This window comes from Gracilibacillus marinus (assembly GCF_042651725.1).
In the GTDB taxonomy this organism is placed as follows: Bacteria; Bacillota; Bacilli; order Bacillales; family Amphibacillaceae; genus Gracilibacillus; species Gracilibacillus marinus.
In genome coordinates, this window is record NZ_JBHSDV010000001.1 from 1,578,245 (window position 1) to 1,603,690 (window position 25,446).

30 protein-coding genes are annotated in these 25,446 nt (G+C 32.9%); all 30 read right to left on the bottom strand.

Annotated elements, in window-relative coordinates; all coding sequences use genetic code 11:
• Positions 1-100: 100 nt before the first annotated feature.
• The 30 genes from ACFOZ1_RS07440 to ACFOZ1_RS16485 all read right to left on the bottom strand — a co-directional run bounded on the left by ACFOZ1_RS07440 (position 101) and on the right by ACFOZ1_RS16485 (position 25,408).
• Entirely contained in the window at positions 101-778 is a 678-nt protein-coding gene (locus tag ACFOZ1_RS07440) for a zinc metallopeptidase (protein WP_390197782.1), read from the bottom strand.
• A 57-nt stretch (positions 779-835) separates the two neighbouring features.
• Positions 836-1,570: a sporulation protein YpjB gene (locus tag ACFOZ1_RS07445; protein WP_390197785.1), complete on the bottom strand. Its 735-nt coding sequence runs from the start codon at positions 1,568-1,570 to the stop codon at positions 836-838.
• A gap of 89 nt (positions 1,571-1,659) precedes the next feature.
• Positions 1,660-2,247, bottom strand: a complete 588-nt coding sequence (gene lhaT / locus ACFOZ1_RS07450; RefSeq protein ID WP_390197787.1) for a lipoprotein heptaprenylglyceryl N-acetyltransferase LhaT — start codon at positions 2,245-2,247, stop codon at positions 1,660-1,662.
• A 68-nt stretch (positions 2,248-2,315) separates the two neighbouring features.
• On the bottom strand, positions 2,316-3,089 hold the full coding sequence (locus ACFOZ1_RS07455; RefSeq protein ID WP_390197790.1) for a menaquinol-cytochrome c reductase cytochrome b/c subunit: 774 nt from the start codon (positions 3,087-3,089) through the stop codon (positions 2,316-2,318).
• 26 nt (positions 3,090-3,115) lie between these two features.
• Positions 3,116-3,790, bottom strand: coding sequence for a menaquinol-cytochrome c reductase cytochrome b subunit (gene qcrB, locus ACFOZ1_RS07460; RefSeq protein WP_390197792.1), 675 nt, complete (start codon positions 3,788-3,790; stop codon positions 3,116-3,118).
• A 3-nt stretch (positions 3,791-3,793) separates the two neighbouring features.
• Positions 3,794-4,303 carry a QcrA and Rieske domain-containing protein gene (locus ACFOZ1_RS07465; RefSeq protein WP_390197795.1) on the bottom strand — a complete coding sequence of 170 codons (510 nt, stop codon included), beginning with the start codon at positions 4,301-4,303 and terminating at the stop codon, positions 3,794-3,796.
• A gap of 153 nt (positions 4,304-4,456) precedes the next feature.
• Entirely contained in the window at positions 4,457-4,915 is a 459-nt protein-coding gene (locus ACFOZ1_RS07470) for a DUF2487 family protein (protein ID WP_390197797.1), read from the bottom strand.
• 92 nt (positions 4,916-5,007) lie between these two features.
• Positions 5,008-5,580 carry a ReoY family proteolytic degradation factor gene (locus ACFOZ1_RS07475; RefSeq protein ID WP_390197799.1) on the bottom strand — a complete coding sequence of 191 codons (573 nt, stop codon included), beginning with the start codon at positions 5,578-5,580 and terminating at the stop codon, positions 5,008-5,010.
• Positions 5,581-5,599: 19 nt separating this feature from the next.
• Positions 5,600-6,865 carry a tetratricopeptide repeat protein gene (locus tag ACFOZ1_RS07480; protein WP_390197802.1) on the bottom strand — a complete coding sequence of 422 codons (1,266 nt, stop codon included), beginning with the start codon at positions 6,863-6,865 and terminating at the stop codon, positions 5,600-5,602.
• A 318-nt stretch (positions 6,866-7,183) separates the two neighbouring features.
• Positions 7,184-8,470: a 3-phosphoshikimate 1-carboxyvinyltransferase gene (gene aroA / locus ACFOZ1_RS07485; protein WP_390197805.1), complete on the bottom strand. Its 1,287-nt coding sequence runs from the start codon at positions 8,468-8,470 to the stop codon at positions 7,184-7,186.
• A 15-nt stretch (positions 8,471-8,485) separates the two neighbouring features.
• Positions 8,486-9,586 carry a prephenate dehydrogenase gene (locus tag ACFOZ1_RS07490; RefSeq protein WP_390197808.1) on the bottom strand — a complete coding sequence of 367 codons (1,101 nt, stop codon included), beginning with the start codon at positions 9,584-9,586 and terminating at the stop codon, positions 8,486-8,488.
• 3 nt (positions 9,587-9,589) lie between these two features.
• The gene (gene hisC / locus ACFOZ1_RS07495; protein ID WP_390197811.1) at positions 9,590-10,690 is read right to left on the bottom strand and encodes a histidinol-phosphate transaminase; all 1,101 of its coding nucleotides are present in this window, start codon (positions 10,688-10,690) and stop codon (positions 9,590-9,592) included.
• 24 nt (positions 10,691-10,714) lie between these two features.
• A complete protein-coding gene (aroH, locus tag ACFOZ1_RS07500) occupies positions 10,715-11,092 on the bottom strand; it encodes a chorismate mutase (protein WP_390198114.1) in 378 nt (125 codons plus the stop codon).
• A gap of 2 nt (positions 11,093-11,094) precedes the next feature.
• On the bottom strand, positions 11,095-12,168 hold the full coding sequence (gene aroB / locus ACFOZ1_RS07505) for a 3-dehydroquinate synthase (RefSeq protein ID WP_390197814.1): 1,074 nt from the start codon (positions 12,166-12,168) through the stop codon (positions 11,095-11,097).
• Position 12,169: 1 nt separating this feature from the next.
• Positions 12,170-13,336, bottom strand: a complete 1,167-nt coding sequence (gene aroC, locus ACFOZ1_RS07510; RefSeq protein WP_390197817.1) for a chorismate synthase — start codon at positions 13,334-13,336, stop codon at positions 12,170-12,172.
• 87 nt (positions 13,337-13,423) lie between these two features.
• Positions 13,424-14,194, bottom strand: coding sequence for a CheR family methyltransferase (locus ACFOZ1_RS07515; RefSeq protein WP_390197820.1), 771 nt, complete (start codon positions 14,192-14,194; stop codon positions 13,424-13,426).
• Positions 14,195-14,220: 26 nt separating this feature from the next.
• The gene (gene ndk / locus ACFOZ1_RS07520) at positions 14,221-14,667 is read right to left on the bottom strand and encodes a nucleoside-diphosphate kinase (RefSeq protein WP_390197822.1); all 447 of its coding nucleotides are present in this window, start codon (positions 14,665-14,667) and stop codon (positions 14,221-14,223) included.
• A 20-nt stretch (positions 14,668-14,687) separates the two neighbouring features.
• Entirely contained in the window at positions 14,688-15,659 is a 972-nt protein-coding gene (hepT, locus tag ACFOZ1_RS07525; protein WP_390197825.1) for a heptaprenyl diphosphate synthase component II, read from the bottom strand.
• 17 nt (positions 15,660-15,676) lie between these two features.
• Complete coding sequence (menG, locus tag ACFOZ1_RS07530) at positions 15,677-16,387, bottom strand: demethylmenaquinone methyltransferase (RefSeq protein ID WP_390197828.1); 711 nt, start codon at positions 16,385-16,387, stop codon at positions 15,677-15,679.
• Complete coding sequence (locus tag ACFOZ1_RS07535; RefSeq protein WP_390197831.1) at positions 16,384-17,172, bottom strand: heptaprenyl diphosphate synthase component 1; 789 nt, start codon at positions 17,170-17,172, stop codon at positions 16,384-16,386. The genes menG and ACFOZ1_RS07535 overlap by 4 nt, the downstream gene beginning before the upstream one ends.
• 146 nt (positions 17,173-17,318) lie before the next feature.
• Positions 17,319-17,591 carry an HU family DNA-binding protein gene (locus ACFOZ1_RS07540; RefSeq protein WP_035721086.1) on the bottom strand — a complete coding sequence of 91 codons (273 nt, stop codon included), beginning with the start codon at positions 17,589-17,591 and terminating at the stop codon, positions 17,319-17,321.
• 395 nt (positions 17,592-17,986) lie between these two features.
• Positions 17,987-19,465 (bottom strand): stage IV sporulation protein A, encoded by a 1,479-nt coding sequence (spoIVA, locus tag ACFOZ1_RS07545; protein WP_390197834.1) that lies wholly within the window; start codon positions 19,463-19,465, stop codon positions 17,987-17,989.
• A gap of 264 nt (positions 19,466-19,729) precedes the next feature.
• A complete protein-coding gene (locus ACFOZ1_RS07550; protein WP_390197836.1) occupies positions 19,730-20,458 on the bottom strand; it encodes a hypothetical protein in 729 nt (242 codons plus the stop codon).
• A gap of 18 nt (positions 20,459-20,476) precedes the next feature.
• On the bottom strand, positions 20,477-20,674 hold the full coding sequence (locus ACFOZ1_RS07555; protein ID WP_390197840.1) for a DUF2768 domain-containing protein: 198 nt from the start codon (positions 20,672-20,674) through the stop codon (positions 20,477-20,479).
• Between the two features lie 226 nt (positions 20,675-20,900).
• Positions 20,901-21,161, bottom strand: a complete 261-nt coding sequence (locus ACFOZ1_RS07560) for a stage VI sporulation protein F (protein ID WP_390197843.1) — start codon at positions 21,159-21,161, stop codon at positions 20,901-20,903.
• 56 nt (positions 21,162-21,217) lie between these two features.
• On the bottom strand, positions 21,218-22,258 hold the full coding sequence (locus ACFOZ1_RS07565; RefSeq protein ID WP_390197846.1) for an NAD(P)H-dependent glycerol-3-phosphate dehydrogenase: 1,041 nt from the start codon (positions 22,256-22,258) through the stop codon (positions 21,218-21,220).
• An 11-nt stretch (positions 22,259-22,269) separates the two neighbouring features.
• A complete protein-coding gene (der, locus tag ACFOZ1_RS07570) occupies positions 22,270-23,580 on the bottom strand; it encodes a ribosome biogenesis GTPase Der (protein ID WP_390197849.1) in 1,311 nt (436 codons plus the stop codon).
• 155 nt (positions 23,581-23,735) lie between these two features.
• Positions 23,736-23,921 carry a capping complex subunit for YIEGIA gene (locus ACFOZ1_RS07575; protein ID WP_390197852.1) on the bottom strand — a complete coding sequence of 62 codons (186 nt, stop codon included), beginning with the start codon at positions 23,919-23,921 and terminating at the stop codon, positions 23,736-23,738.
• A gap of 6 nt (positions 23,922-23,927) precedes the next feature.
• Positions 23,928-24,812, bottom strand: coding sequence for a YIEGIA family protein (locus ACFOZ1_RS07580; RefSeq protein WP_390197854.1), 885 nt, complete (start codon positions 24,810-24,812; stop codon positions 23,928-23,930).
• Complete coding sequence (locus ACFOZ1_RS16485) at positions 24,809-25,408, bottom strand: YphA family membrane protein (RefSeq protein WP_465253838.1); 600 nt, start codon at positions 25,406-25,408, stop codon at positions 24,809-24,811. Before ACFOZ1_RS16485 ends, ACFOZ1_RS07580 begins: the two co-directional genes overlap by 4 nt.
• Positions 25,409-25,446: the final 38 nt, after the last annotated feature.

Below are 25,446 nucleotides of genomic sequence, written 5' to 3' on the forward strand. Positions count from 1 at the left end.
TGAATAACACACTTATCAATTGTTTAAAATTAGTGTATAAACAGACCGAACCTTCTCAATTTTTGAAAAGGTTCGGTCTGTTTTTATACATTAAATTGAATTAATCATCGCTTGACAAGAAAAACATTGACGCAAAGCGAATCAACTCTGCTACTGCAACAAGCGCTGCTGCTACATATGTTAAAGCTGCTGCATTCAACACTTTTTTCGTTTGTTTTTCTTCATTATTACGTATAATACCTGTAGCTACCAATTGATCCATCGCCCTATTTGAAGCATCAAATTCAACAGGCAGCGTAATTAATTGGAATAAAACAGCAAAGGACATAAAAATTACCCCAACTAACACCAAATCCATTAATCCTAGTAAAAAACCACCAATGATAAAGAAGAAAGATAATTTATCACCTAAGTTAGCAATTGGTACTAAACTGTGACGAAAGCGTAGGAATGCATAAGACTGTGCATCTTGAATTGCATGTCCGACTTCATGTGCTGCAATGGCTGCGGCTGCGGCTGAATACCCGTGAAAATTACCTGAAGATAATCGTACAACTTTACTTCTTGGATCATAGTGGTCTGATAATACACCATTCACTTCTTCAACAGATACATCGTACAAACCGTTATCATCTAAAATTTTTCTGGCGACTTGTGCTCCTGTCATCATATTTTCATTCATTACTTTTGAATATTTCTTATACGTACTTTTTACTTTTGATTGTGCCCATAATGGTACTATAATCAAAATCAACAAATATATTATATATCCACCCATTTAGTTACCTCCATCAGTTATTTCTAAGGTCAATTTTAGTCAATTTATGTCGTTCTGTCAATTTGTATGATTTACTTTAGACTCGACTTTATACCTTATCCATCCAACATATGATAGAGAGATAAAAATAAATCCGATGACAATAAGTGTTAACCATTGAAAGTATGTTTGAATTCGATTGTTCTGTAATGATTCCATATCCAATAACGACATTTGTTGAAAAACGGATTGTAGTTCATTTTCTTGATTTATATAATTTAAATCGAAATCATCGAATAGTACCTGAAGATTACGATACTCTTCATTTGATAAATACATTTTCAGTACGGGAGATATTACATTCCATCGATAAGTTATTTCATATACTTGTTGTGCTGTAATGGATGCTTCACTTAAAATTTGTTCAATAGATAATTCTAAATCTGTTTTGAACCTATGCCATAACGGAGCCCCTGATGTCGTTAATGCATCATACATCACATTCAACTGTTGTGCACGCAATAATTTATCATGATGATCGATACTCGTATCTGTCAAAATTTCTAAATTTGTATTAATCATCGATTCAACCGTATTTAATTTTTCTGGATGGCTCTTTTTAATATTATCCGCAATAGGAATTTTTAGTGACTCTAATTTTTGAGCTGCTTGCGTATACCTTTTTTCTTGTACATATCTTTCATAATTATATAAATCTATTGTCATTGCATTATTCTTAGCCTGTACAAATGCAACCGTTGACAAGACAATACCAATTGTAAAAATAATTATTAAGACGATCTTCTTATGCACAAAAATCCCTTCTTCCATACTTCTTTTCACTAATGTATGAAAGATAAGGGATCAATATGACAGTTATTTAAATCATTGCACATTTACTTTCATTTAACTAGTTCATATGATTGGACTTCTTTTCTTACGGATACAAAGTATACCGTAATGATACAAAGGATGCTTAACCAAAACGTAAGATAACCGATATGGTCTGAATATTTAGATAAACTATGATACACAGGCATCATTCCATATACATAGTCAATTATTTCATTATGTAATAAAATGACAGATGCGATGAATAAATGGGATAACTTAATGTTATATAATGGTGAATAAATAAATGCTTGTACGGCCATTGCACCATGAGAGAACATTAACATATACCCCGTAATATCTAATGTACCATTTACAATAAGAGTCATTACATTCATGATGATTGCCCATACACCGTATTTTAGTAAACTTAAAAAGGCTAACGCTTCTACTATCGGATATTTTTTTCCAGTTAAGTAGGCAAATAGAAAGATACTAAAAAACAAACTTGCTGTTGGACTATCAGGTACGAATAACAAAAAATACACCGGAGTTTCTTTTAGTTGAGGTATATACCAATAATACCCGTATAAAGTTCCGACAACATTCACAATAAATAACATAACCATTATTTTATAATTAAAAAAGAATCTGCCCATCTACAAGTCCCCTTACTGCAATAAAATCTAATTAAAAACCCTCGTCCATAATTGACGAGGGTCTCCTGTTAATTTTCTTCATTTACCGTTACGATAAATTCAGCTAATTGTTGAAGTTCTTCTTCTGTTCCTTGGAATTGATCTGCAGGCATACTATTAATACCATTTACCGCTATATCCATAATTTCTTCAGCAGTATATTCTACACCAATTAATGTTGGTGCTGCAGGTCCACCTTCCAATTCACCGCCATGACACTGCAAACAACTATTCTCATATGCTGCATAGCCTGGATGAGATGTATCAATTTCTACTTCACTCGGCCATTCAGGTTTGTTATTTGCCGCTTTTTCTTCCCAGTTTACATGGGATGCAGCTTCATACGTTAACCAAAATACAGCGATAAAGCTAAGTAGCATTAACGATGTTGCAATAGGTCTTTTGTGTGGACGTCGTTCTTTGCCTTTGTCTAAAAATGGTGCTAAGAACAAAGCACCAAATGCAAGGCCTGGAATAACGATAGCACCTAGAACAAAAAATGACCCACTTGCAAATTTGTATTTTAATAATTGATATAAAAATAAGAAATACCAGTCTGGTAATGGTAAATAAGCTGTATCTGTTGGATCGGCAATTTTTTCTAACGGTGCCGGATGTGCTACAGTTAAACATAAGAATCCAACAAGAAAGACTGCACCAACAAGCCATTCTTTTAATAAAAAGTTAGGCCAAAAAGGTTCTGTTCTTCCAGGGTATTCTGAATAATCTTTAGGTATAAATTTTTGTTTGTCAGCAGTAACACGGGAATCGCCAACAAACTTCATCCCTTTTCCTCTTTTCACCACATTCCCTCCTTTTTAGCTCATTTTTATAGTGGGCCTGAAATCCCTTGCTTTCGAATCATAATAAAGTGAACCGCCATTAACACAAACAATGCTGCTGGTAAGAAGAAAACATGGATAGCAAAGAAACGTGCTAATGTTTGTGCACCAACAATTGAAGGATCTCCATTTAACAAAGTCTTGGCCATCTCACCAATAAATGGAACTTGTTCAGCTATTTGCAGAGTAACAACGGTTGCGAAATACGCTTTGTTATCCCATGGGAGTAAATAACCTGTTAAACCTAATGCTAGCATTACAAAAAAGATAAGTACACCAACCATCCAGTTTAACTCACGTGGTTTCTTATAAGCACCTTGGAAAAATACTCTTAACGTATGTAAAAATAGCATTACGATAACTACACTAGCTCCCCAGTGGTGCATCCCTCTCACAATTTGACCTGCTTGTACTTGTGTTTGCAAATAATAAACAGATCTCCATGCATTCTCAATATCAGGGACATAATACATTGTTAAAAACATTCCTGATAATATTTGAATAACCGTTACGAAGAACGTTAATCCACCAAAACAATAAACAAAAGCGGAAAAATGATGTGCAGGGTTTACATGCTCAGGTACTTCATGATCAGCAATATCACGCCAAAGCGGTGTAATATCTACACGCTCATCTATCCAATCGTACATTTTTTGTAGCATTCATTAAACCCCCTCTCTTGGAACTGGTTTTCCAAGATATAATGTACCATCTTTCACTTCAAACTCATATAAATCTAATGGAGCGTTTGGTGGTGTATCTGGTACATTCTTTCCATCTTTAAAGTATCGTCCATCATGACAAGGACAGAAGAACTGATCTGGATAACTTTCATTTCCTGCCCAATTCACCGTACAACCTAAATGTTTACAAATTGGAGATAATGGTATAATTTCATCTTTTTCATTTTTGTAGACCCACGCACTGTGCGTAACATCTGAAGTATACCATGCATCTACTTGTTTCACTGTCCACTCAAAACGCTGAGGATCAGTAGTAATTTCGGAAACATCCACTACTGGTTGCATCTCTCCGCTAGTAGAAGCTTTTAACACTGGATCTATTGCAAACCTTACCATTGGAGCAAGCATACTCGCAGCCATGAATCCCCCTACACCTGTTAATGTATAGTTTAAAAATTGGCGACGGGAAACTTGTTGTTTCTTTTCTGACATTATTTACCCCCCTCTACACATATTCCGACTTCATGGATTATAATCTCTTATTTTACTAGGACATTACTATGATAGCGCAAACTTATGTAATGGTCAATAAAATCTAGGCTAAATTATGAATTACAACTATTTTTAAGATAGTATATCAAATTATTACCAAAAAGAACGGATTAATTCACTTATTTGCTCTGTTTGTTGATTGATCCATCTTTTTGTTTCATCTGATTGATAGTCATCTATTCTATTAGCTGGTATCCATATCAATGTACCATCTAATTCTTTCTCTTCTTTTTTCCACAACACATCAAATGTTATAAAAAAAACATGTGAGAAGGAATCATTAGACATCTCTTTTATCCATTCATTCAAGCGTTTCTTTTCCATGTTAATATCTGATTTTGCTTGATAGGAATATGTTGGACTTAACATGATTCTACCAGTAAAATGTCTTTCTAATTCATTCGATAAAATATCTAACGTTCTTTTATAGTTCGCCAATCTTATCGAATCGCTTTCATTTGAGATACTTACTGGAATTAAAGGAATACACAATGTATCAATATATTCTTTTGATTGAAAATATGTAGAGAGATCACTTGCTTGCCATTTCATTTATTCACCCCCTTATTAATGAACAGAATGATTCAATACTTTCACATAGAAAATTCGAATTCCATATTACAATGAAATTCGAATAGTTATAATTATTTATTATACTTGTTTTTATATGTTTTTTCTAGTTTTGATAATTTTTCTGTGTACTTTTTAAATAATACTTCGTCTCGATTGTCTAATGCATTATTTATTTGATTTAAAATCTCTTGCTTTTTAAAATGATAGATGGAGTAATTCAGCCATTCATCTACATGCTCTTTATCTTTTGACGATAGAAAATAATCGTCAGGTATAAAAGGGTTATCTTCGAGTACCTTCATATACTCTAAACTACGCTTCGCATTCTTGAAGTTTAATTGAATATAAATGGGCTCATTATTATGTAGCCGTAAATCGTGAAAAGACTTATCCGCATCTGTTGTCACGATATGTTTTTTATAAAAACGAAATGCAATATCCTTCGAGCAATGTGTGGAAATAATCATTGCTCGGGGACAAAATCTAGCTTCAAGTACGAAATGTACGTGAGCTAAAACCTCATCATGATTCATCAAATAATTGAGAATCCATACACTTTCTCTTTTCTTTAACTGATAATTTCCAAGAAACCAATTAATAAATGTTTTTTTATCTTCTACTTTTATCGAGGTTTCCAACTCCATGCTCCTCTCCTTCATTTATTTAGAGAGTATCGATTTGTTCTTTTAGTCTATTCACATATTGTTCCACTTCAAAATCAGATGGTTCATATTGTAAATATTCTTCTAATATTTGTATAGCAGATTGTATTTTCCCCTCCTCAACAAGAAAATAACCATAGTCTTGTAAAAAATCAACATCTTTATTTAATTTATTGTATGCATTTTGATAGGCATTTAATGACTCATTATATTGTTCTTCTTCATTATATGCTTTGGCTAATTCCCAAGTAAAAATTCCGTCTAACTCATTAATTTCTACTTTTGTTGTTAATAATTCAATAAGACTACTATAATTTTGGTCATTTTTATAACATTCAATTAAGAATAAAAGCGCTTCGTAGTATTCTGAATCGAGTGCAATTGCTTTTTCCATATACTCATACGCTACATTTTGTTCACTATTTTTATGGAGAATCTTACCCGCAATATACCACATTTCTTTATTGTATGGATCCATCTCTACACCTTTTCTTGCAGTAGTGACAGCTTCTGCAAGAAGGCCTTCTTGATCATAAGAAATTGTTAAATACTGATAAACTGACGGAAATTCCATTTCATTTTCTAATAATTGCTTCCATACCTCAATAGCAATTTCATAACGCTCTGCTTGATACGCTAGGAAGCCATATCGAAATAATTGTTCTGGGTCATTTGTATCTGAATTTTGAAAATAAGTTAATGCCTCTTCAAATTCTCCATTTAATGCATAACTTTCTGCTAAACGTAAATCTATATCCACACCTGCTATTTCATGTGTATGCTCTAACAGCTTTTCAAAGTATATTGTTGACTTGTGATATTCTCCTACAGAAAAGAAAAATTCACCTAATGCAAAGTCGATTAACGGTTCATCTGAACGAAGTTGTTTTGCATCATATAATTTTTTTTCCGCCACTTCAAATAATCCCTGTGCTTGATATAAATCAGCTAGTTGTAATAATGCATGAATATATAATTCGTCATGTGGCTCTATTTCATTTAGTATAGAAATTGCTTTTTCATCCTCATTATCATTAACTAATATATCTGCCAACATCAATTTTGCTTCATTATGTGAAGGTTCCTTATTAATTATTTCTTTAAGTAGCTCGCTTGCTCGATCTTCAATACCCAATTCCAAGTATAATTGAGCTATATCAAGCTTTGTATTAATATTTTTGTTTTTTTCTAATTTCTCTAATAAATGTAGGGCTTTCTCCATTTCACCATCATATATATAATTTATCGCAACTTCTATATTATCCATAATTATTCATCCCTCCAACTAGCTTATTTAACATAACTGTATCGTATCGTTCGCTCATAATCATTCTACATCTTACCGAACTTCTATCGTATAAGCAACTATTCTAACTTTCCTCATTAATGAACTTTTTTATAAAAAACGTATTTATATTTTTGATAATAGATGTAAAGAAGCTAGGTCATAACTATTGTTCTTCTCATAACACTCAAACATAGATTAATCTGCTAATACGCACAAAATCCAAACAATTCGATAAATAGCTTTCGAATCGTTTGGATTTTTGTAAAGTTAGAATACTTTTGTCCCAACTTCTTTGGATTAATTACTAATTAACCTATCTAAATCATTAAAAAATGTCGGATAACTTACCGCAATACATGCTTCGTCTTCTAATTCGACTTTTTCGTCTGTTAATAATGAAGCAATAGCAATCATCATTCCAATACGATGATCTCCGAACGATTTTGTGATGTTTCCGTGCAGTTTTGTCTTTCCTTTAATAATCATACCATCAGCTGTCGCTTCAATTGAAGCACCTAATGCAGATAATGTTGAAACAACAGAATCAATTCGATCAGTCTCTTTGAAACGTAACTCTTCTGCATCTTTAATAATTGTCGTACCTTCTGCTTGTGTAGCCATTAATGCTATAATCGGTATTTCGTCAATAATTCGAGGAATAATATCTCCTTCGATTACTGCACTTTGAATATTTGATGATTTTACGACAATATCACCAATTAATTCTCCACCAACTTGACGATTTTCTTCTACACGAATATTTGCTCCCATTAACTGCAACACATCAATAATACCAGATCTAGTCGGATTTAACCCTACATCCTTTATTGTGATTTCACTACCTTCGATAATTGTTGCTGCTACTAAAAAGAATGCAGCAGAAGAAATATCTCCAGGCACCTCTATATCACATGCATGTAAAGGATGGTTTCCATCGATACTTATTTTCGTTCCGTCTACATTAATTTTTGCGCCAAACGCTTTTAACATATTTTCCGTATGATCTCTTGTCTTTGTATCTTCTGTCACCGTCGTAACACCATCTGTCAACAGACCAGCTAGTAAAACTCCTGATTTTACTTGTGCACTTTTCATTGGCGTGTGATAATCAATTGGTTTTAAATTTGTACCACGTATTGCAATTGGAAGATACTTACCATCTTCTCTTCCATCAATGATTGCTCCCATCTTTTTTAACGGATTTGTAATTCTATCCATTGGGCGTTTCGTTAACGAAGCATCACCGAACAAAGTAAAGTGAAATGGCAATGCAGACAAAATCCCCATAAGTAATCTTGCTGTCGTACCTGAATTACCAAGATTAATTGGTTCAAGCGGTTCTTTTAATCCATTTACTCCATTTGACTTAATTTGTACAGAATCATTATTGCGTGTAATTTCTACACCCATTGCTTTAAAAGCATCAATTGTTGATAAGCAATCCTCGCCAGCTAAGAAATTGGTTACTTTTGTTGTACCTGATGCCAAGGAAGCAAACATAATGGCTCGATGCGAAATAGATTTATCACCAGGTACTGAGATAACCCCACTTAATTTACCACTTGGATATGTTAAAACTTTCATCGATCAAAAACCCCCTTATTCTTCTATTACCGTTTCATAATTATGTTTTGTTAAAACAGCATGACTCAATTGTTGATCATTCTTATCTTGTAAACTGATTCGTAAAACTCCAGTAATACCCTCACGAATCTCTAATATCTCAATATTTTTAATACTAATATTAAATTGAGCTAATAACTCTATTACTTTTAATATTGCACCTGGCTGGTCAAAAATATCAACATAAATATCATAAAAAGATAAAATAGCACCTTTTTCTTTACGATCAAGACCATCGCGGTAATCTTTTGCTTGTGTCAAATATGTTTCAATTTTTGTTTTTTCTCCTGAATCGATAAGTTGTTTAAGTTGTTGCATCTCTGTTATCCAGTCTTCTAAAAGAACACTCATCTTATCTTTATTTTGGAAAAAGATATCTCTCCACATTGAAGGATTACTTGAAGCAATACGAGTAATATCTCTAAAGCCACCTGCAGCTAATTTCGGTATAAAAGGATGCTTTTTTTGCCAATTTTTTGCTTGGTGTACAAGCGAGGATGCAATTAAATGTGGAAAATGAGAAATCACACTTGTCATTTCATCATGCTCTTCAGAATCTAATATGAGAAATGTGCATTTAGTTGGTGCTAGCAATTTTTTTAATGTAGCTAACTGGTCCTCTGTACTATTCTCAGTTGGTGATAATACATAGATTGCATTTTCAAACAATTGTTTCTTTGCTGCTTGAATACCTTTTTTATGAGATCCAGCCATCGGGTGGCCCCCGATAAAACTAATTTTCCCCGAATTTAATTTACTTGCTGCATTCATAATCAATGTCTTTACTGATCCAACATCCGTTAACAATAATTCTTTTGTTAAAGGAATGGTATTAAGTCTATGTATTAAATCTACAGTAATGGATACAGGAGCAGCTAAAATACAAATATCAGCTAATTTCACTGCTTCTTCAAAATCTGTATATGCTTCATCAATAATTCCATTCATTTTACTATAGTCTAAAGTACTCTTATTGGTATCATACCCAAGTATCGTAATATCTTCAAAATCTCTAATATTTAAAGCAAGCGAGCCTCCTATTAGTCCGAGACCCGCTATTAATACAGATTGTTTCAACTTTTAAACCCCTTCTTTTATACTTTGCAAAAAAGTTTTAATTAAGTTTTGTAATTCATTCATTTGTTCTTTGGAGCCTATTGTAATTCTTACGCCATTCGGGTGTCCTAGCGCTTCTCCAGAACGGACTATAAATCCTCTTTCTAAAAGGAACTGAAATAACTCATCTCCACTTGTAGGTAATTGAACAAAAACAAAATTCGCTTCTGAATCATACGTATGAAGACCTAATTCCTTACAATACTCAACAAATTCAACTTTGTTCTCTATATTTTGATTGTATGCATTGTCAAGAAACTCTTGATCGTTTAGTGCTGTTAATGCTGCATATTGAGAGATAGATGTTGTATTAAAAGGACCTCTTGTAATATTCAAGTATGTTGATATTTCAACAGATGAAATACCATATCCAATACGTAAATTAGCTAATCCATATGCTTTAGAGAAAGTACGTAAAATGATTAAATTTGCATATTGATTTAATAATTGTACACTATTTGGATTGATATCTTTAGAGATATATTCATAATAAGCTTCATCTAAAACAACGAGGACATTTTCAGGAACTTCATTTAAAAAGTCAACTAACTTCTCTTTTCCAATTAAACATCCAGTAGGATTATTTGGAGAACATAGCCAAACAACTCTTGTATTATCATTTATTTGTTGCAACATTCCATTTAGATCATGATAGCCATCCACTAATGGTACTTCTATAATCTCAGCACCTTGAATGAGAGCATTATGTTTATATTGTGGAAATGTTGGTGTTGCCATAACGGTATTTGACCCTTTTTCTAAATAAGTCCGACAAATAATATCTACAATTTCATCTGATCCACAACCAAATGTTAATTGTTCTTCACTCACTTGTAATTTCTCTGCAAGTACTTCACGTAGTGCCGTCGCATAGCCATCCGGATAAATCTCCAAAGAGTCTAATGTTTCTGTAATTTTTTCTTTTACTTTATTGGAATATCCAAATGGATTTTCATTTGATGCTAATTTAACAATTTTTGTTAAACCATATTCTTTTTTTACTTCTTCAATTTGTTTACCAGGTGTATATGGGGACATTTGATTAAATACTTCTTTTACTTGCATACAATGTTTCCCTACTTTCTATAATTAATTACTTTTTACACCCGATTGTAAATCAGGTCTTAGTTTAACTGCATCATTTAGATAAATATGTTCCACTTTTTGTTGTTCTATCGTTGTATTAACTGTCATCATTACTCGAATACATCGCGATAAACTATTAGGTACATCAATTTCAGGCATACACATTACAGGTACATATTTCCAACCTTCGATTAATCGTAATGCTTTTGCGGGAAATGTAGCATTTAAATCTGGGGTAACTGAAATGAATACAGAAGCAATATCTTCTGGCTGTACACTATTCTTATTCGCCATTTTTTCTATCATTACTTTCGTTTCTTGTATGATTTCTGATTCTTCATTATTTATAACTGTTGTAGCTCCTCGTATTCCCCTAATCAAGTTCATCCCAACTCTCTTATAAATTTTTCTAAATAGGTACGAAGGGTCGCATCATCAATATTTTGAACAGCAGGTTTTCCAACTTCAGTCAGAAGTACCATTTGAACGACCGCATTCTCAGATTTCTTGTCTAATTTCATTTTATCAATTAAATTGTCAATAGTAGGCCATTTAATTGATAATGGATAATGATTATGCTGCATCCATTCAAACAATTTTTCATACGGTAACGACTGATCAAATATACCTTCACTCACTCTAAGTGCAAATAACATGCCAATTGCAACGGCTTCCCCATGAGTTATTTCACCGTAACCCAGCTCTGATTCTATAGCGTGGCCTAATGTATGGCCAAAGTTTAAAAATTTGCGTATGTTTTTTTCTTTCTCATCTTCTTCTACAACCTTTGCTTTCACAGCAATACCTTTTCGTAAATGCTCTACAGTTATATCCGAATTAAGTGGAATAGTTAAATCTGTATTCACTACATCTTTAAAAAAAGTAGTATCACTAATTAGGCCGTGTTTAATTACTTCAGCATAACCTGATCGAATCTCTCTATCAGGTAATGAATGTAATGTTGTAACATCGTAGATAACTGCAACAGGTGGATAAAAATTACCTATAAGGTTCTTACCCTTTGGATGATTGATAGCTACTTTACCACCGACACTACTATCATGAGCTAAAATCGTTGTTGGAATTTGTACAAAATCTATTCCACGCATAAAAGTTGCTGCAACAAATCCCGCCAAATCACCAATCATTCCTCCACCTAATGCAATAATTAATGATTTCCTGTCTAAATGATTTTCAATAGCAGCTGTTTGAAGTTGATAAAAATATTCCATACTTTTTGTTGCTTCACCAGATGGTACTACAGATATACCGATATTATTTTTATGATGAAGAGCTTCTTTTACAGTATTTAAATATAATTTGCTAACAGTCTCATCTGTTACAATCAAAATATTCGTATAGTTATGAGGCAGATAACTTTCTAAATTAGATAGTAAATCCTTACCGATTATTACATCATATTCATTTGTACTAGTTTTGATTGTTTGCTTATGCATATTAAAATCCTCGAATCTCGTCGCGGTATTGATCAATTGCCTTTTTCAACTTAGGGAACTGATCATTCGGGAATTGTTCTAATATAGCTTTAGCAATCTCAAATGCAACAACATGTTCCATGACAACGGCCGCTGCTGGAACTGCACAAGAATCCGATCTCTCAATACTTGCATTAAAAGTCTCTTTTGTTTCAATATCTACACTTTGAAGTGGTTTATAAAGTGTAGGAATTGGTTTCATGACACCTTTTACCACTATAGGCATACCTGATGTCATACCACCCTCAAATCCGCCTAATCTGTTTGTTCTTCTATAGTAGCCTTTTTCTTCTGACCATAGTATTTCATCATGGACTTCACTACCATTTTTTCGAGCTGCTTCAAATCCGATACCAAATTCGACACCCTTAAATGCATTAATACTTTGCACTGCTCCCGCTATACGTCCATCTAATTTGCGATCATAGTGTACATATGATCCAATACCTGCTGGCATACCTTCTACGTATACTTCACATACCCCACCGATTGAATCGCCATCTTTTTTCGCTTTATCGATTGCATCCATCATCTGTTTTCCAGCTTCTTCATCAAGAGAACGAACAGGACTAGCTTCAGAAATTTCAATTCGATCCTTTATAGATAAATCCTCTCTATCTACTGCTTTTATTCCTGCAATTTCCTTCACATAGCCTACAATTTCAATACCTAAATGTTTAAGTAATGTTTTTGCAACTGCACCTGCTGCTACTCTAGCAGTAGTTTCTCTTGCTGAAGATCGTTCCAATATATTTCGCATGTCTCTATGACCATACTTTATTGCACCATTTAAATCAGCATGTCCAGGGCGTGGTCTTGTAACAACCCTTCTGATATTTTCATCTTCTGCTACAGGATCTTCTCCCATTACATCTGTCCAATGTTTAAAATCATCATTACGAACTACTAATGCAATTGGTGAACCTAATGTATAGCCGTGTCGAACCCCACCAACAATATCAACCAAGTCTTTCTCTATTTGCATTCTTTTTCCTCTACCATGCCCTTTTTGACGACGCAATAATGACTCATTGATGTCCTCTTGAGTGATTGGCATATTTGAAGGTAATCCTTCTATAATAGTAGTCTGTTGTTTTCCATGTGACTCTCCAGCAGTTAAATAACGCATATGTATCCCCCTAATAAGTATTTTTTTAATACTATATCATAGCAATAAAAAAAAGTAAGTAGTGATTCCACAAAATTATAAGATAATTCAGTTTTTTTGATAGAAAAATGTATCGATTACTTGAAAGTTATATTTCTCAGGATGGAAGATTTGTTCTGTACTACCAACAAAGAATATTCCTTTATCATTTAATGCTTGACTAAAGTTATGGTAAATTTGTTCCTTCGCTTGTTCTGTGAAATAAATTAATACATTTCTACAGACGATTAAATCGACATCTGACGGATATTTATCAGCAAGCAAATTATGTTGTTTGAATGTAATACATTTCTTTAAGCGATCATCCACTTTATATGTATTTTCATCTTTTAATAAATATTTTTCTTTCCGATCTTCTGGTACATCTTGTACAGCTCTATCATTATATACACCTTGTTTCGCTCGAGCTAACACATTCAAATCAATATCTGTAGCTAAAATTTCTATATTATCAATGTTCCAATATTGGTTTGCTATCATTGCTAAAGTGTATGGTTCTTCCCCTGTTGAACATGCTGCACTCCAAATTTTAATACTTTTCTTACGTGCTTTTAATTTAGGTAATATATTCTCTTCAAGTACTTTCCATCGACTAGGATTACGAAAAAACTCGGAAACATTGATGGTGACTTTATCTAAAAATTCTTGAAGTAATCTTTGTTCCGTGTTAATAGCGAGAAAATAATCATTAAAGTTGTCATAACCTCTTTTGTTTCTCAAAGAAGTCAATCTTCTTTTCATTTGGACTTCTTTGTACAAACTTAAATCTAATCCTGTTTTCTTATATATATTTTTTACAAAGTCTTGGTAGTCTTCCATCTCTCTTACTCCCTTTGTCTATCATGCTAGGAAAGCCATTGATTTATGTCTTTTTTATACTTGATTAACTCTGAGTCTTTAAAAAATAATGAAATTTCTCTTTGTGCGCTCTCAATTGAGTCTGAACCGTGAATAATATTGCGATGTGTAACAATACCATAATCTCCTCTAATTGTGCCAATGTCTGCCTCACGTGGATTTGTTTTGCCCATCATTTTTCTGGCAGTTGAGATAATATTGTCACCTTCCCACACCATTGCAAAAACAGGGCCTGATGTGATAAATGAAACTAAGTCATTAAAAAATGGTTTCCCAATATGTTCTGCGTAATGCTTTTCGGCTAACTCATTAGAAATTAACATGAATTTAGCACCAATTAGCTTAAATCCTTTTTGTTCAAAGCGATGTACTATATCTCCAATTAGATTTCTTTGCACTGCATCTGGTTTAACCATTAAAAAAGTTCGTTCCATTTCTTAGCACCTCACCATAGTTAAATTTTTCGTTTGCCGATATAATTTGCTATTTCTTCTAATGCCTTTTTTGCCTTGTTATCTGGTAAATTTCCTAACGAATTGTATGCCTTTTTTAAATATGCATCACTTAAGTCTCTCGCACGATCAATAGCATTGGACTGTTTAATGTATTCAATGATAGGATAGTAAGATTGTTTACTCAATGAGTCTCTCTGTTCAAACACTATTTTTAGTTGTTGTTTGAATTCTACGTCTTCCATTGCATATAACACTGGAAGCGTGACATTACCTTGAATTAAATCACTACCAGCAGGTTTTCCTAGCTCTTTTTCTGTACCTGTAAAATCAAGAATGTCATCAATTATTTGATAAGACATGCCTATGTAATATCCATACTTAAATAGTGTTCTTTCAACATCTGCTGTGGTATTCGATACAATTGCTCCAATTTGGCAACTAGATGAAATAAGTAATGCTGTTTTTCGTCTGATACGTCGTAAATATAATCGTAAGTGTTGGTCTACATTATATTTATCTTTTATTTGTTCAATTTCTCCTAAAGTTAGTTCCATCATCGTTTTTGCTAATAACTGGTGTGCTCTTGGCTCATCAATATCAGTAAATTGATCTAATGCTTTTGCAAAGATATAATCCCCTGTCAACATAGCTATTTGATTATCCCAATTAGCTTTAACAGTAGGAGCTCCTCGCCTCACATTAGAATCATCGATCACATCATCATGAACAAGAGATGCCATATGAATAAGTTCCAATGCACTAGCAACTTTCTTAATTTGTTGTTTGTCAGTTTCCCCAAACATAGAAGCTAACAATACAAATATAGGTCTAAGTCTTTTACCACCAGCTTTTAACAATTGCAGTGATGCATGATGTAATGTATCGTTTTCTGATTTTATCGTATCTTCTAGAACGGATTCCATTTCAATTAAGTCTTTTTTTATATATGCGAATGTTTTAGCAAGCTTCATTTAGATTCACCTTTACTTTAAACTTTCTTTTCCCCCATATGCATTGCAGCAACACCACCAGTGTAACTTTTCACTTGAATATTTGTTAAACCAGCTTGTTTAAATAATTGCTTTAATTCTTCCTTCCCTGGGAAGTCTTTAGCCGATTCGTGCAACCATGCGTATTCTTTGTAACTTTTCGCAAATAACTTACCAAACAACGGCATAATATTTTTAAAATAAAAATAGTATAATTGACGAAACACCGGTGTAGTTGGTTGTGATGTTTCTAAACATACAACAATCCCCCCAGGTTTTACTACTCTATACATTTCTTGTAGCACCTTTAAATAGTCTGGGACATTGCGTAAACCGAAGCCTATCGTTACATAGTCAAAAGAATTATCTTCAAATGGCAACTCCATTGCATTGCCATGCATAAAGGTTAATTGAGATTGTTTTGAGGACTCATTTCGTTTTTCTGCGATGGATAACATATTCTTGCTAAAATCCAATCCAATCACTTCACCTGATGTTCCTACAGCATTTGCTAAAGAGAAAGACCAGTCTCCAGTACCACAACATACATCTAAAGCTTTTGCTCCTTTTTTTACATCCATTCTTTTCATTACATCGTTACGCCATTTTACATGTCGTTGAAACGAGATGATAGAATTCATATGATCATAATTACTGTAAATTTTCTCAAAAACTTGATGTACTCTTTCTTCTTTTGATGGTTGTTTCATTTTGATAAGCCCTCTTCCAATAATGAATTAACAATAACGATTTCTTTAGTATCTTGATGATACATGTTTCTTAAAAAATCTATTTCTTTAGACACGTCTTGATCATAGTTATGAAGTTTCTCTCTCAACTGTATTATTTTATTATGTATACAATGTTCCAATTCAACAAGCGTTGTCACTTGAGTGCAATTTTGTGTTGTTAATAGCTGAAAAAAGGATTCTTTCTCCTCTTTTACTAATTTGTACTCTATAATTAATTTATGGAGAAGTAACCAATCATTCATATAATCTAAGCCTTTATCTATCTGCAAATAACGAGCAACTTTGTTTACTATAGCTGTATCTACTTCTATATATGCTTCTAACAACTGGTCAAACAATGAATATGTAGAATAATATAATGTTGCTTTTTTTTCAGTGATTTCGAAAATTGCACTTGCTAACTCCTTGATAAACTTTACTTCTTTGGCTTTAGCTAATAGATGATAATAAATGCCTGAGTAATAATCTCCTGCTAACACAGTCAATTGTTGTCTTTTTATATTTTTTGAAGAGTTTGAATGAGATTTTTTATTTATGGTGTCATGGGTATTTAAAGCCAGCTGTACTAACAATGCGCTAACAATATATTCTTCATGTAAGTGTTTATCTTTTACTAGAGAATATAATGCAAGTATTTTATGTTCTTCGATCGTTGGTTTTGGAATACATCTATTTAAATATTCTTGTTGGATATAATTATGTATTAATTGATTGTACTTATTAATTATTTGTTTCGTCTCCAAAAAATCACCGCACTTCTAAATTAAATACTTCTCATAATACCATAGTATATCATAACTTTCCATATTTCACTTCTCATACGGTAATTCTATATAAAAAAAAGGGTGCATATAATTATGCACCCTTTTGCCCGTATGTAAATACCTTATTATTTAACGATATCTTTAAGGGCTTTACCTGGTTTAAAAGCAGGAACTTTGCTTGCTGGAATTTCAATTTCATCCCCAGTTTGTGGGTTACGACCTTTACGTGCAGCACGCTCACGTACTTCGAAATTACCGAAACCGATTAATTGAACTTTTTCTCCATCTTTAAGTGAATCCATGATAGATTCGAAAACCGCATCAACTGCTTTTGTAGCGTCTTTTTTAGAAAGTTCGCTTTTTTCAGCAACAGCGTTAATTAGATCTGTTTTATTCATGACATTCACCTCCTCCCAAATTGAGCTATAAAAATCATCAAGTTGTACTGGTTTTATAGCTTTTTGTCACCACTTCAATGATGACAAGGCTTATAATAACTGTTTTTTTGATATAATTCAACAAAAAATCATTATTTTATAAAGAAAATTTAACTTTTAAAATAATAATATATTGAATTAAGAAAAATATTATCACACAAGTTTTAACTATGCAAGTGATTTCAAATATTGATATATCAATATTTCATCACATTTCACAACAACTCTAGTATTCATTATTCACAAAAAAAATACAATTTATAAGTTTTTTTTTAATCTGGCTTAACATTGCTTTTTTGAAAACAAAAAAAGCGTAACGCAATTTAGCATAACGCTTTTTGATAGCATTAGAGTGATTAAAGTATAATTGCTATTAATCCTCCTGAACCTTCATTTATAATTCTTTCTAACGTTTCTTTAAGTTTAAAACGAGCATTTTCAGGCATTAATGATAATTTCCCTTGAATTCCTTCACGCACGATGGAACTCAATGAGCGTCCAAAGATATCGGACTGCCAAATAGATAATGGATCATCTTCAAAATCTTGCATGAGATAGCGAACTAATTCTTCACTTTGCTTTTCTGTTCCTATTATTGGAGCAAACTCTGATTCTACGTCTACTTTTATCATGTGAATGGATGGCGCTACAGCTTTTAATCTCACTCCGAATCGAGGTCCTTGTCTAATAATCTCCGGCTCTTCTAAAACCATATCTTCTAGCGCTGGCGCTGCAACACCGTATCCTGTTTGTTTTACCATTTGTAACGCATCTGCAATCTGATCATATTCTTTCTTAGCTTTAGTAAATTCTTGCATGAGTTGTAGTAAATGATCTTTCCCTCTAATTTCTTCACCTACAATCTCTTTTAGCACTTGGTCATATAGTTCATTTGGTGCATGCAAATCTATATCTGCAATACCTTCCCCCATTTCAATCCCTGCCAACTGTGCATGCTCAATATAATCATATTGATCAAAATATCCAATCACATTGTCTACATCTCTTAGTCGTTTAATGTCTTTTACAGTTTCTTCAATCGCTAATTGATAATTCTTACGTAACCAGTGGTTATCATCAAGAACTAACACCCAACTAGGTAAATTCACATTTACTTCTAATACAGGGAACTCATATAGCACTTCTCTTAATACATTGTTTACATCATGTTCTGTCATGCTTTCTACACTCATCGCAATTACTGGGATATCAAATCGTTCAGCTAGTTCTTGTCTTAACAATTCCGTTTCTTGTCGATATGGCTGTACAGAATTTACAACCATAATAAAAGGTTTTCCTACTTCTTTTAGTTCTTCAACAATGCGAGTTTCTGCTTCAATATAATCTTCTCTAGGTATTTCACCAATCGTACCATCAGTTGTTACAACAATTCCCATTGTAGAATGTTCTTGAATAACCTTTCTTGTACCTATTTCCGCAGCATCATGGAATGGAATAGGTTCTTCGTACCATGGAGTATGAATCATTCTTGGCCCGTTTTCATCTTCAAATCCTTGTGCACCTTTGACTGTATAGCCGACACAATCTACCAATCTTACATTTACCTCTAATCCATCTTCTACTTGTAATTTTACTGCTTGATTTGGGATAAATTTCGGTTCTGTTGTCATAATTGTTTTTCCTGCAGCACTCTGAGGTAATTCATCTTGTGCTCTTAATCGATCACTCTCATTTGGAATATTTGGTAATACCGTTTTTTCCATGAATTTCTTAATGAAAGTCGATTTCCCTGTTCTTACAGCTCCTACTACACCTAAATAAATATCCCCGTTCGTGCGTTTTGAAATATCTTTAAAGATATCTACCCTTTCCAAGTGATCCCCTCCCGATCTATTCAACTTAAAATTACTCGAATCATTGACACTGTTATTTTATGATGTTGTCCTATTAAATTATGCTAATAATTCATGAGTAATTGAAAATCTTTTTTCTTCTTTAAAATCCTATGTATATATTCTCTTAAATATACAAAAAAGTTTTTAAAAGTTTTGAGAGTTCGTCAACTTATAATGATATAAAAAAATAGCCCCGAAGAGACAGTAGCAATCGTCTCTTCGGGGCTTTATATTTCCTTATATTCACTTTTCATTTAGATTTTCTACAAATTGAGGCTCTCCATCTATAATTGTATACGGAATGGAATATGCAGGCGCTATTGGATGATTGTCGGTAATTAACTTCCTTAAATCATCTTCAGCTACATATGTGTGTTCATATTCATTCATAAACTGATACAAATCCATTCGATAATCTATAATTAATTCCCCATTAGTTTGTATTAATATAGGTAAGTTTTTACCTGAGTATGGACTTATAACAAATGGTGGTTTATCTAAACGAAGCGCTTCATGATTTAATGTATATATGCTTTCTGTAACTTTTTCTCCGAATGGTGGATATGTATGTTCACTGATATAAATATTTAAATTCTGTTGCACCTGTCTCATTTGGTCTGCAACTTTTAAATCTACTACTTTGACTGTTGGATTTTCTTCTACATCAATTAAAATATATTGGTATGTTCCACCTGCTTCAAATGCAGTAGGTGGTATAGATTGAATTAAGCTTTCACTTTTTAATAAATTAAAATCAATTACATATTTTAAATAAATTGGTGTGTCATTATCTTTGGTAACAATAGGAATAAAACCATTTTTTCTTTCCACATATTGATCAACTGCATGTTGTACAACTTGCAATTGTGTATCATTTGAAATCTGATTTTGTGCCAGCTCATCTTCTGGATACATACACCCAGTCAAAACTATCAAAAAAAAGAACATACAAGTAATTCTACGTGTAATCATTCAAATACTCCTTCTTGTTTATGCAGTGGGACCTCTCAACACAACAAAAGCAATTATTAATCCCCCTACAATTAAAAAAATATAAGCTAAAAATGCAACAAACCCTGCTAAAAACCCGCTTAATTTATATCTACTTAATAAAATTAATCCAATAGCCAAAATTAGTGCGAACATTCCAGCAAAAGATATCCACATCATGAGCATGGATGGTGACATATTAAATTCCCCCTGTTCTTCTATATTGCTTTATTTATAAGTATAATATAACTAACCGAAATGTTAAATTTATAGATTCCTAAATCATAAAAAAGCCGAAGCAGATGGGGCAAAATCTACTTCGGATTTGACTAAACAAATACCCACTTGCACCCTGAAAGTGAATGCTTGTGCGATTTATTCTATGCGAAGCAATTTCACATTGCATCCTCAAGTGCCTATTATATTACTTTTTAAATAATTTGCTTAATGTATTCATATCTGATGGCATATTATTATTAGTAATTGCTCGAACAATTTTATCTTCTTTCTCTTTAGAAACTGGTTTGCCTGACATTTTTGCAAGTTGCTTCACTAAATTTCTTACAGTAGCTTCATCAGAAAAATCCGCATTTTGTACTGATTTTGCTACTTTCATAATCTGATCTGGATTAATATTGGATTTTTTTTGAATTTGATCAAATGCGTTATTCTTAAAATCACTCATATTTTTCCTCCTAACTATAGATTTCTTTCTATAGTATGCAGAGGTATACAATAAAGTTAATCAGAATATCTATTTGTAAGAATTGCGGCAATATCCTCAATTTCTGTCGTACGATCTCTAGACATCAAGTCATCCACCACTTTTTTTGCAGATTTTTTGTTAAAAATCACATCATAAATACCATTCGTAATTGGCATTTTCACGTTCAATTTTTGAGCCAATTGATGCACAGCTTCTGTCGTTCTAACACCTTCAACAGTCATGCCCATTTCTTCCAAAACTGTTTCTAAGCGATGACCCTTTCCTAACATATTTCCAGCACGCCAATTTCTACTATGGACACTCGTACATGTTACAATTAGATCTCCAACACCTGACAATCCTATGAAAGTTAATGGGTTTGCGCCCTTTACTGTTGCCAGTCGTGTAATTTCAGCTAATCCTCTTGTAATTAGCGCTGCTTTCGCATTATCACCATATCCTAAGCCATCTGAAATACCTGCACCTAATGCAATGATATTCTTTAATGCTCCTCCAAGTTCTACACCCACAATATCTTTACTTGTGTATACTCTAAAATAGTCTGTCATAAATAAATCTTGTGTATATCTTGCACTATTGAGATTACTGGACGCTGCTGTAACTGTAGTTGGATGCCTTAAACTAACTTCCTCTGCATGACTTGGACCAGAAAGAGCTACAATGGAATGATATTTAGCTTCTGTTAGCTCTTGCGCAATCATTTCAGAAATTCTCATATGTGTTTGCGGCTCAATACCTTTTGAACCATGTACAATGATTGTATTTGAATTGATAAAAGGAATAATTTTCTTACACGTTTCTCGAATTGCTTTTGTTGGAACTACTAATATAATCACATCTACACTATGCAATGCTTCAGATAAATCATGTTCAAATTCTAATTCATCAGGTAATGTAACATCAGGTAAGTACTTTTTGTTTTGTTTCGTTCTTTCCATTTCTATTTTGTGTCTTTCGTTATGTGTCCATAAACGTACTCTATGATGATTATCACATAATACCATAGCAAGTGCTGTACCCCAACTACCTGCACCTAATACTGTAACATTCGCCACTCTATTCACCTCTAACTACGTCTTCTTGCATATATTTTTATTGGTGTCCCTTCAAATCCAAACGCTTCTCTTATTTTATTTTCTAAGAACCTTTCATAAGAAAAGTGCATTAATTCTGGATCATTTACAAAAACAACAAATGTTGGCGGTTGAATTGCAACTTGGGTAGCATAAAGTACTTTCAGTCTCTTTCCGTTCTTCGTTGGTGTTGGATTAATCGCTAATGCATCCATAATCACATCATTCAATACATTTGTTTCTACACGTTTTGTATGATTTTCACTTGCTTCTAAAATCTTCGGAAGCAGTGTATGAATTCGCTTCTTTGTTTTAGCAGACAAATAAATAATTGGTGCATAGTCTAAAAATTGAAAATGTGCACGTATCTCTTCTTCAAATTCCTTTATCGCTTTATCGTGTTGCTCAATTGTATCCCATTTATTTACTACAATAACAACAGCTTTCCCTGCTTGATGTGCATAACCTGCAATTTTTTTATCTTGTTCAATGATACCTGTGTCTGCATCAATTAATGTTAAAACAACATCGGAACGCTCAATTGCCTTTAGCGCACGCAAAATACTGTATTTTTCAGTAGTTTCATAGATTTTTCCTCGTTTTCGCATACCTGCTGTATCAATGATGACGAAATCTTTTCCTTCTTTCGTAAAAGATGTGTCAATTGCATCTCTAGTTGTTCCCGCAATATCACTGACAATTACTCTTTCTTCATTTAAAATGGCATTAACAAGTGAGGATTTTCCTACATTTGGTCTACCTATTAAACTAAAATGAATCACGTCAGGTCCTTCGTCAATATTCTCACGTTCTGGGAATAATTCCACTACTCGGTCTAATAAATCACCTAAACCAAGACCGTGTGTCCCTGATATTGGATATGGTTCTCCGAATCCTAATGAATAAAATTCATATATTTGTTCTCTCATTTCAGGATTATCTACTTTATTTACTGCTAGTACGATTGGTTTGTTTGATTTAAATAACATTTTTGCGACTTCTTCGTCTGCCGCAGTAATTCCTTCACGGCCATTTACCATGAATACAATAACATCTGCTTCTCTTATTGCAACCTCTGCTTGTTCTCGCATTTGTATTAAGAGAGGCTCATCACCAATTTCAATTCCACCTGTGTCAATTAAACGAAATGAATGATTCAGCCATTCCGCTTTTGCATAAATTCGATCTCGTGTGACACCTGGGATATCTTCTACTATGGATATTCTTTCTCCGACTAATCGATTAAAAATTGTAGATTTACCTACATTAGGCCTTCCAACAATTGCTACAACTGAATTTCTCATGAAGGCACTTCCTTCCTATATTAAATTTCTTATGATATTTCTTGCAGAATAATGAATCATTACTTTTAATTTTTAAATATCACTTTTATTAAATTACCACAAACTAACTATGTAAGACAAGTTTATCCCTTTTAGTTTACATAATAATATTATAGTTAATGTTTAACAATTATATAAAGTTCATCACTTAATGCATGACTTATTCCGTCTAATATTGCTTCTAGGTTTGCAGCAACTTTTTCCATTTCTTCTGATGTTTCACAAATAAAGATAGAAGCTCCTGCAGTTACTTTTTGTTTATTTGTTGTTATTGTTGCTAATATTGCTTTCTCAATTTGCAATGATAATCACTCCTTTTGATTCGCTTTTGATTCTGATGGCATTCTTATAGCATTTTCTAATACAGGGACAGAACTAATTACTTTAATTGCTTTCTCAACATCTTTATCTTGTGGCAGAATAAATACACCAATACGTCCATCATCTAAGTCTCGTTTAATCAATGGAACTAATGCAGGTGTACCAGAGTCTCTAAAAACACCTAAAGAAACGGATACATCGTGAAGAATTGCTTGTCTTTGTCCTAAATTTGCTATTGTTGATCTTACATCAAACGTTTTTGGAATTAGTACAAAACCCATTCCATATTCCAAAATTTCTTTTTGTCTTTCTGGTAACCCGATGTTCATTATATAAATATTATCTACATATAAACCCGCTCCATCAAACGTAACATTAGATGGCTCTATATCAACAATATCTCCTAACGTGGATCCACTCATAATCTTACGGATGATTATATAACATATAATTGTGACAATTATTGCTACATAAACATTCCAAACTAAAAAGGACAACGTTGTAACTAAAGATGTGAAGATTACCAAGTAATTTCTGCTTTCAAAAGCAACTGCAATGCCTTCAATATAGGTCTTTCCTCTTGGGACAAGTTCATATCCGTCTAATTCTGATAATGTATTTCGTTCCATATTACGCACTTCTCTAAATTGCGACGCAGCTATAGTTAGAAAAGTAATCGCAGTAAATTCTTTTTCCATGATAGCTGGTACTGCTACAGCTCCTAAACCCGCAGCAATAAAGCCTAGCGCTAAATGTATTATTTTACCGTGCAAATATGTGGGATATTGACGATAATCTGTTTTAAGCATAATCATTCTTGCAATTGTACCGATAATTACTCCGAACAGAATAGGATATGTATATTCATTCATGTAGAACACCTCTTTTTTGCTTCAATTATTTGTAGGTAGTGTTCCACTTTTTTTAATAATACATTCCATATTTCAAAAATACTTAAGATAGTTATCACAATAGTAAAAAATGCATAAAAGTACTCATAAGAATAACTACTTTCTAAATAATAACTCGCACATATACACATATACAATGCCTGACCTATAGCAATACTAGAAAGCCAAATACGAACTTTTTGATGAAAGGTATCGCCGGTCCAATATAGTAAAAGTATTGCTCCTATTATTCCAAAAATGAGAAAAGCAATATGAGAAAATACAGGACTGGTTAAATACCATAAAAAATAAATAGTATAAATATATGCTATCAGTATTATATAGAAGTATTGCCTTATTTTTAATTGGATACCTATTAATAATAAATGACTGAATAGCAACACCCATATATGTGTAATTTGTATAGTAAACAAATGGATGTTCATTTGATATGGTAAGACACAGATAGTTATTAAGCATCCAATAAGGTACAATGATCGTTCTTTACTTTGTTCCATAAAAAAAGTAATTAGACATAGTAATATCCATAAAAGCCATAAGTACACATAATCTTCCATTCACATCACCACTAATAGTATGCACAACAATAGTACAA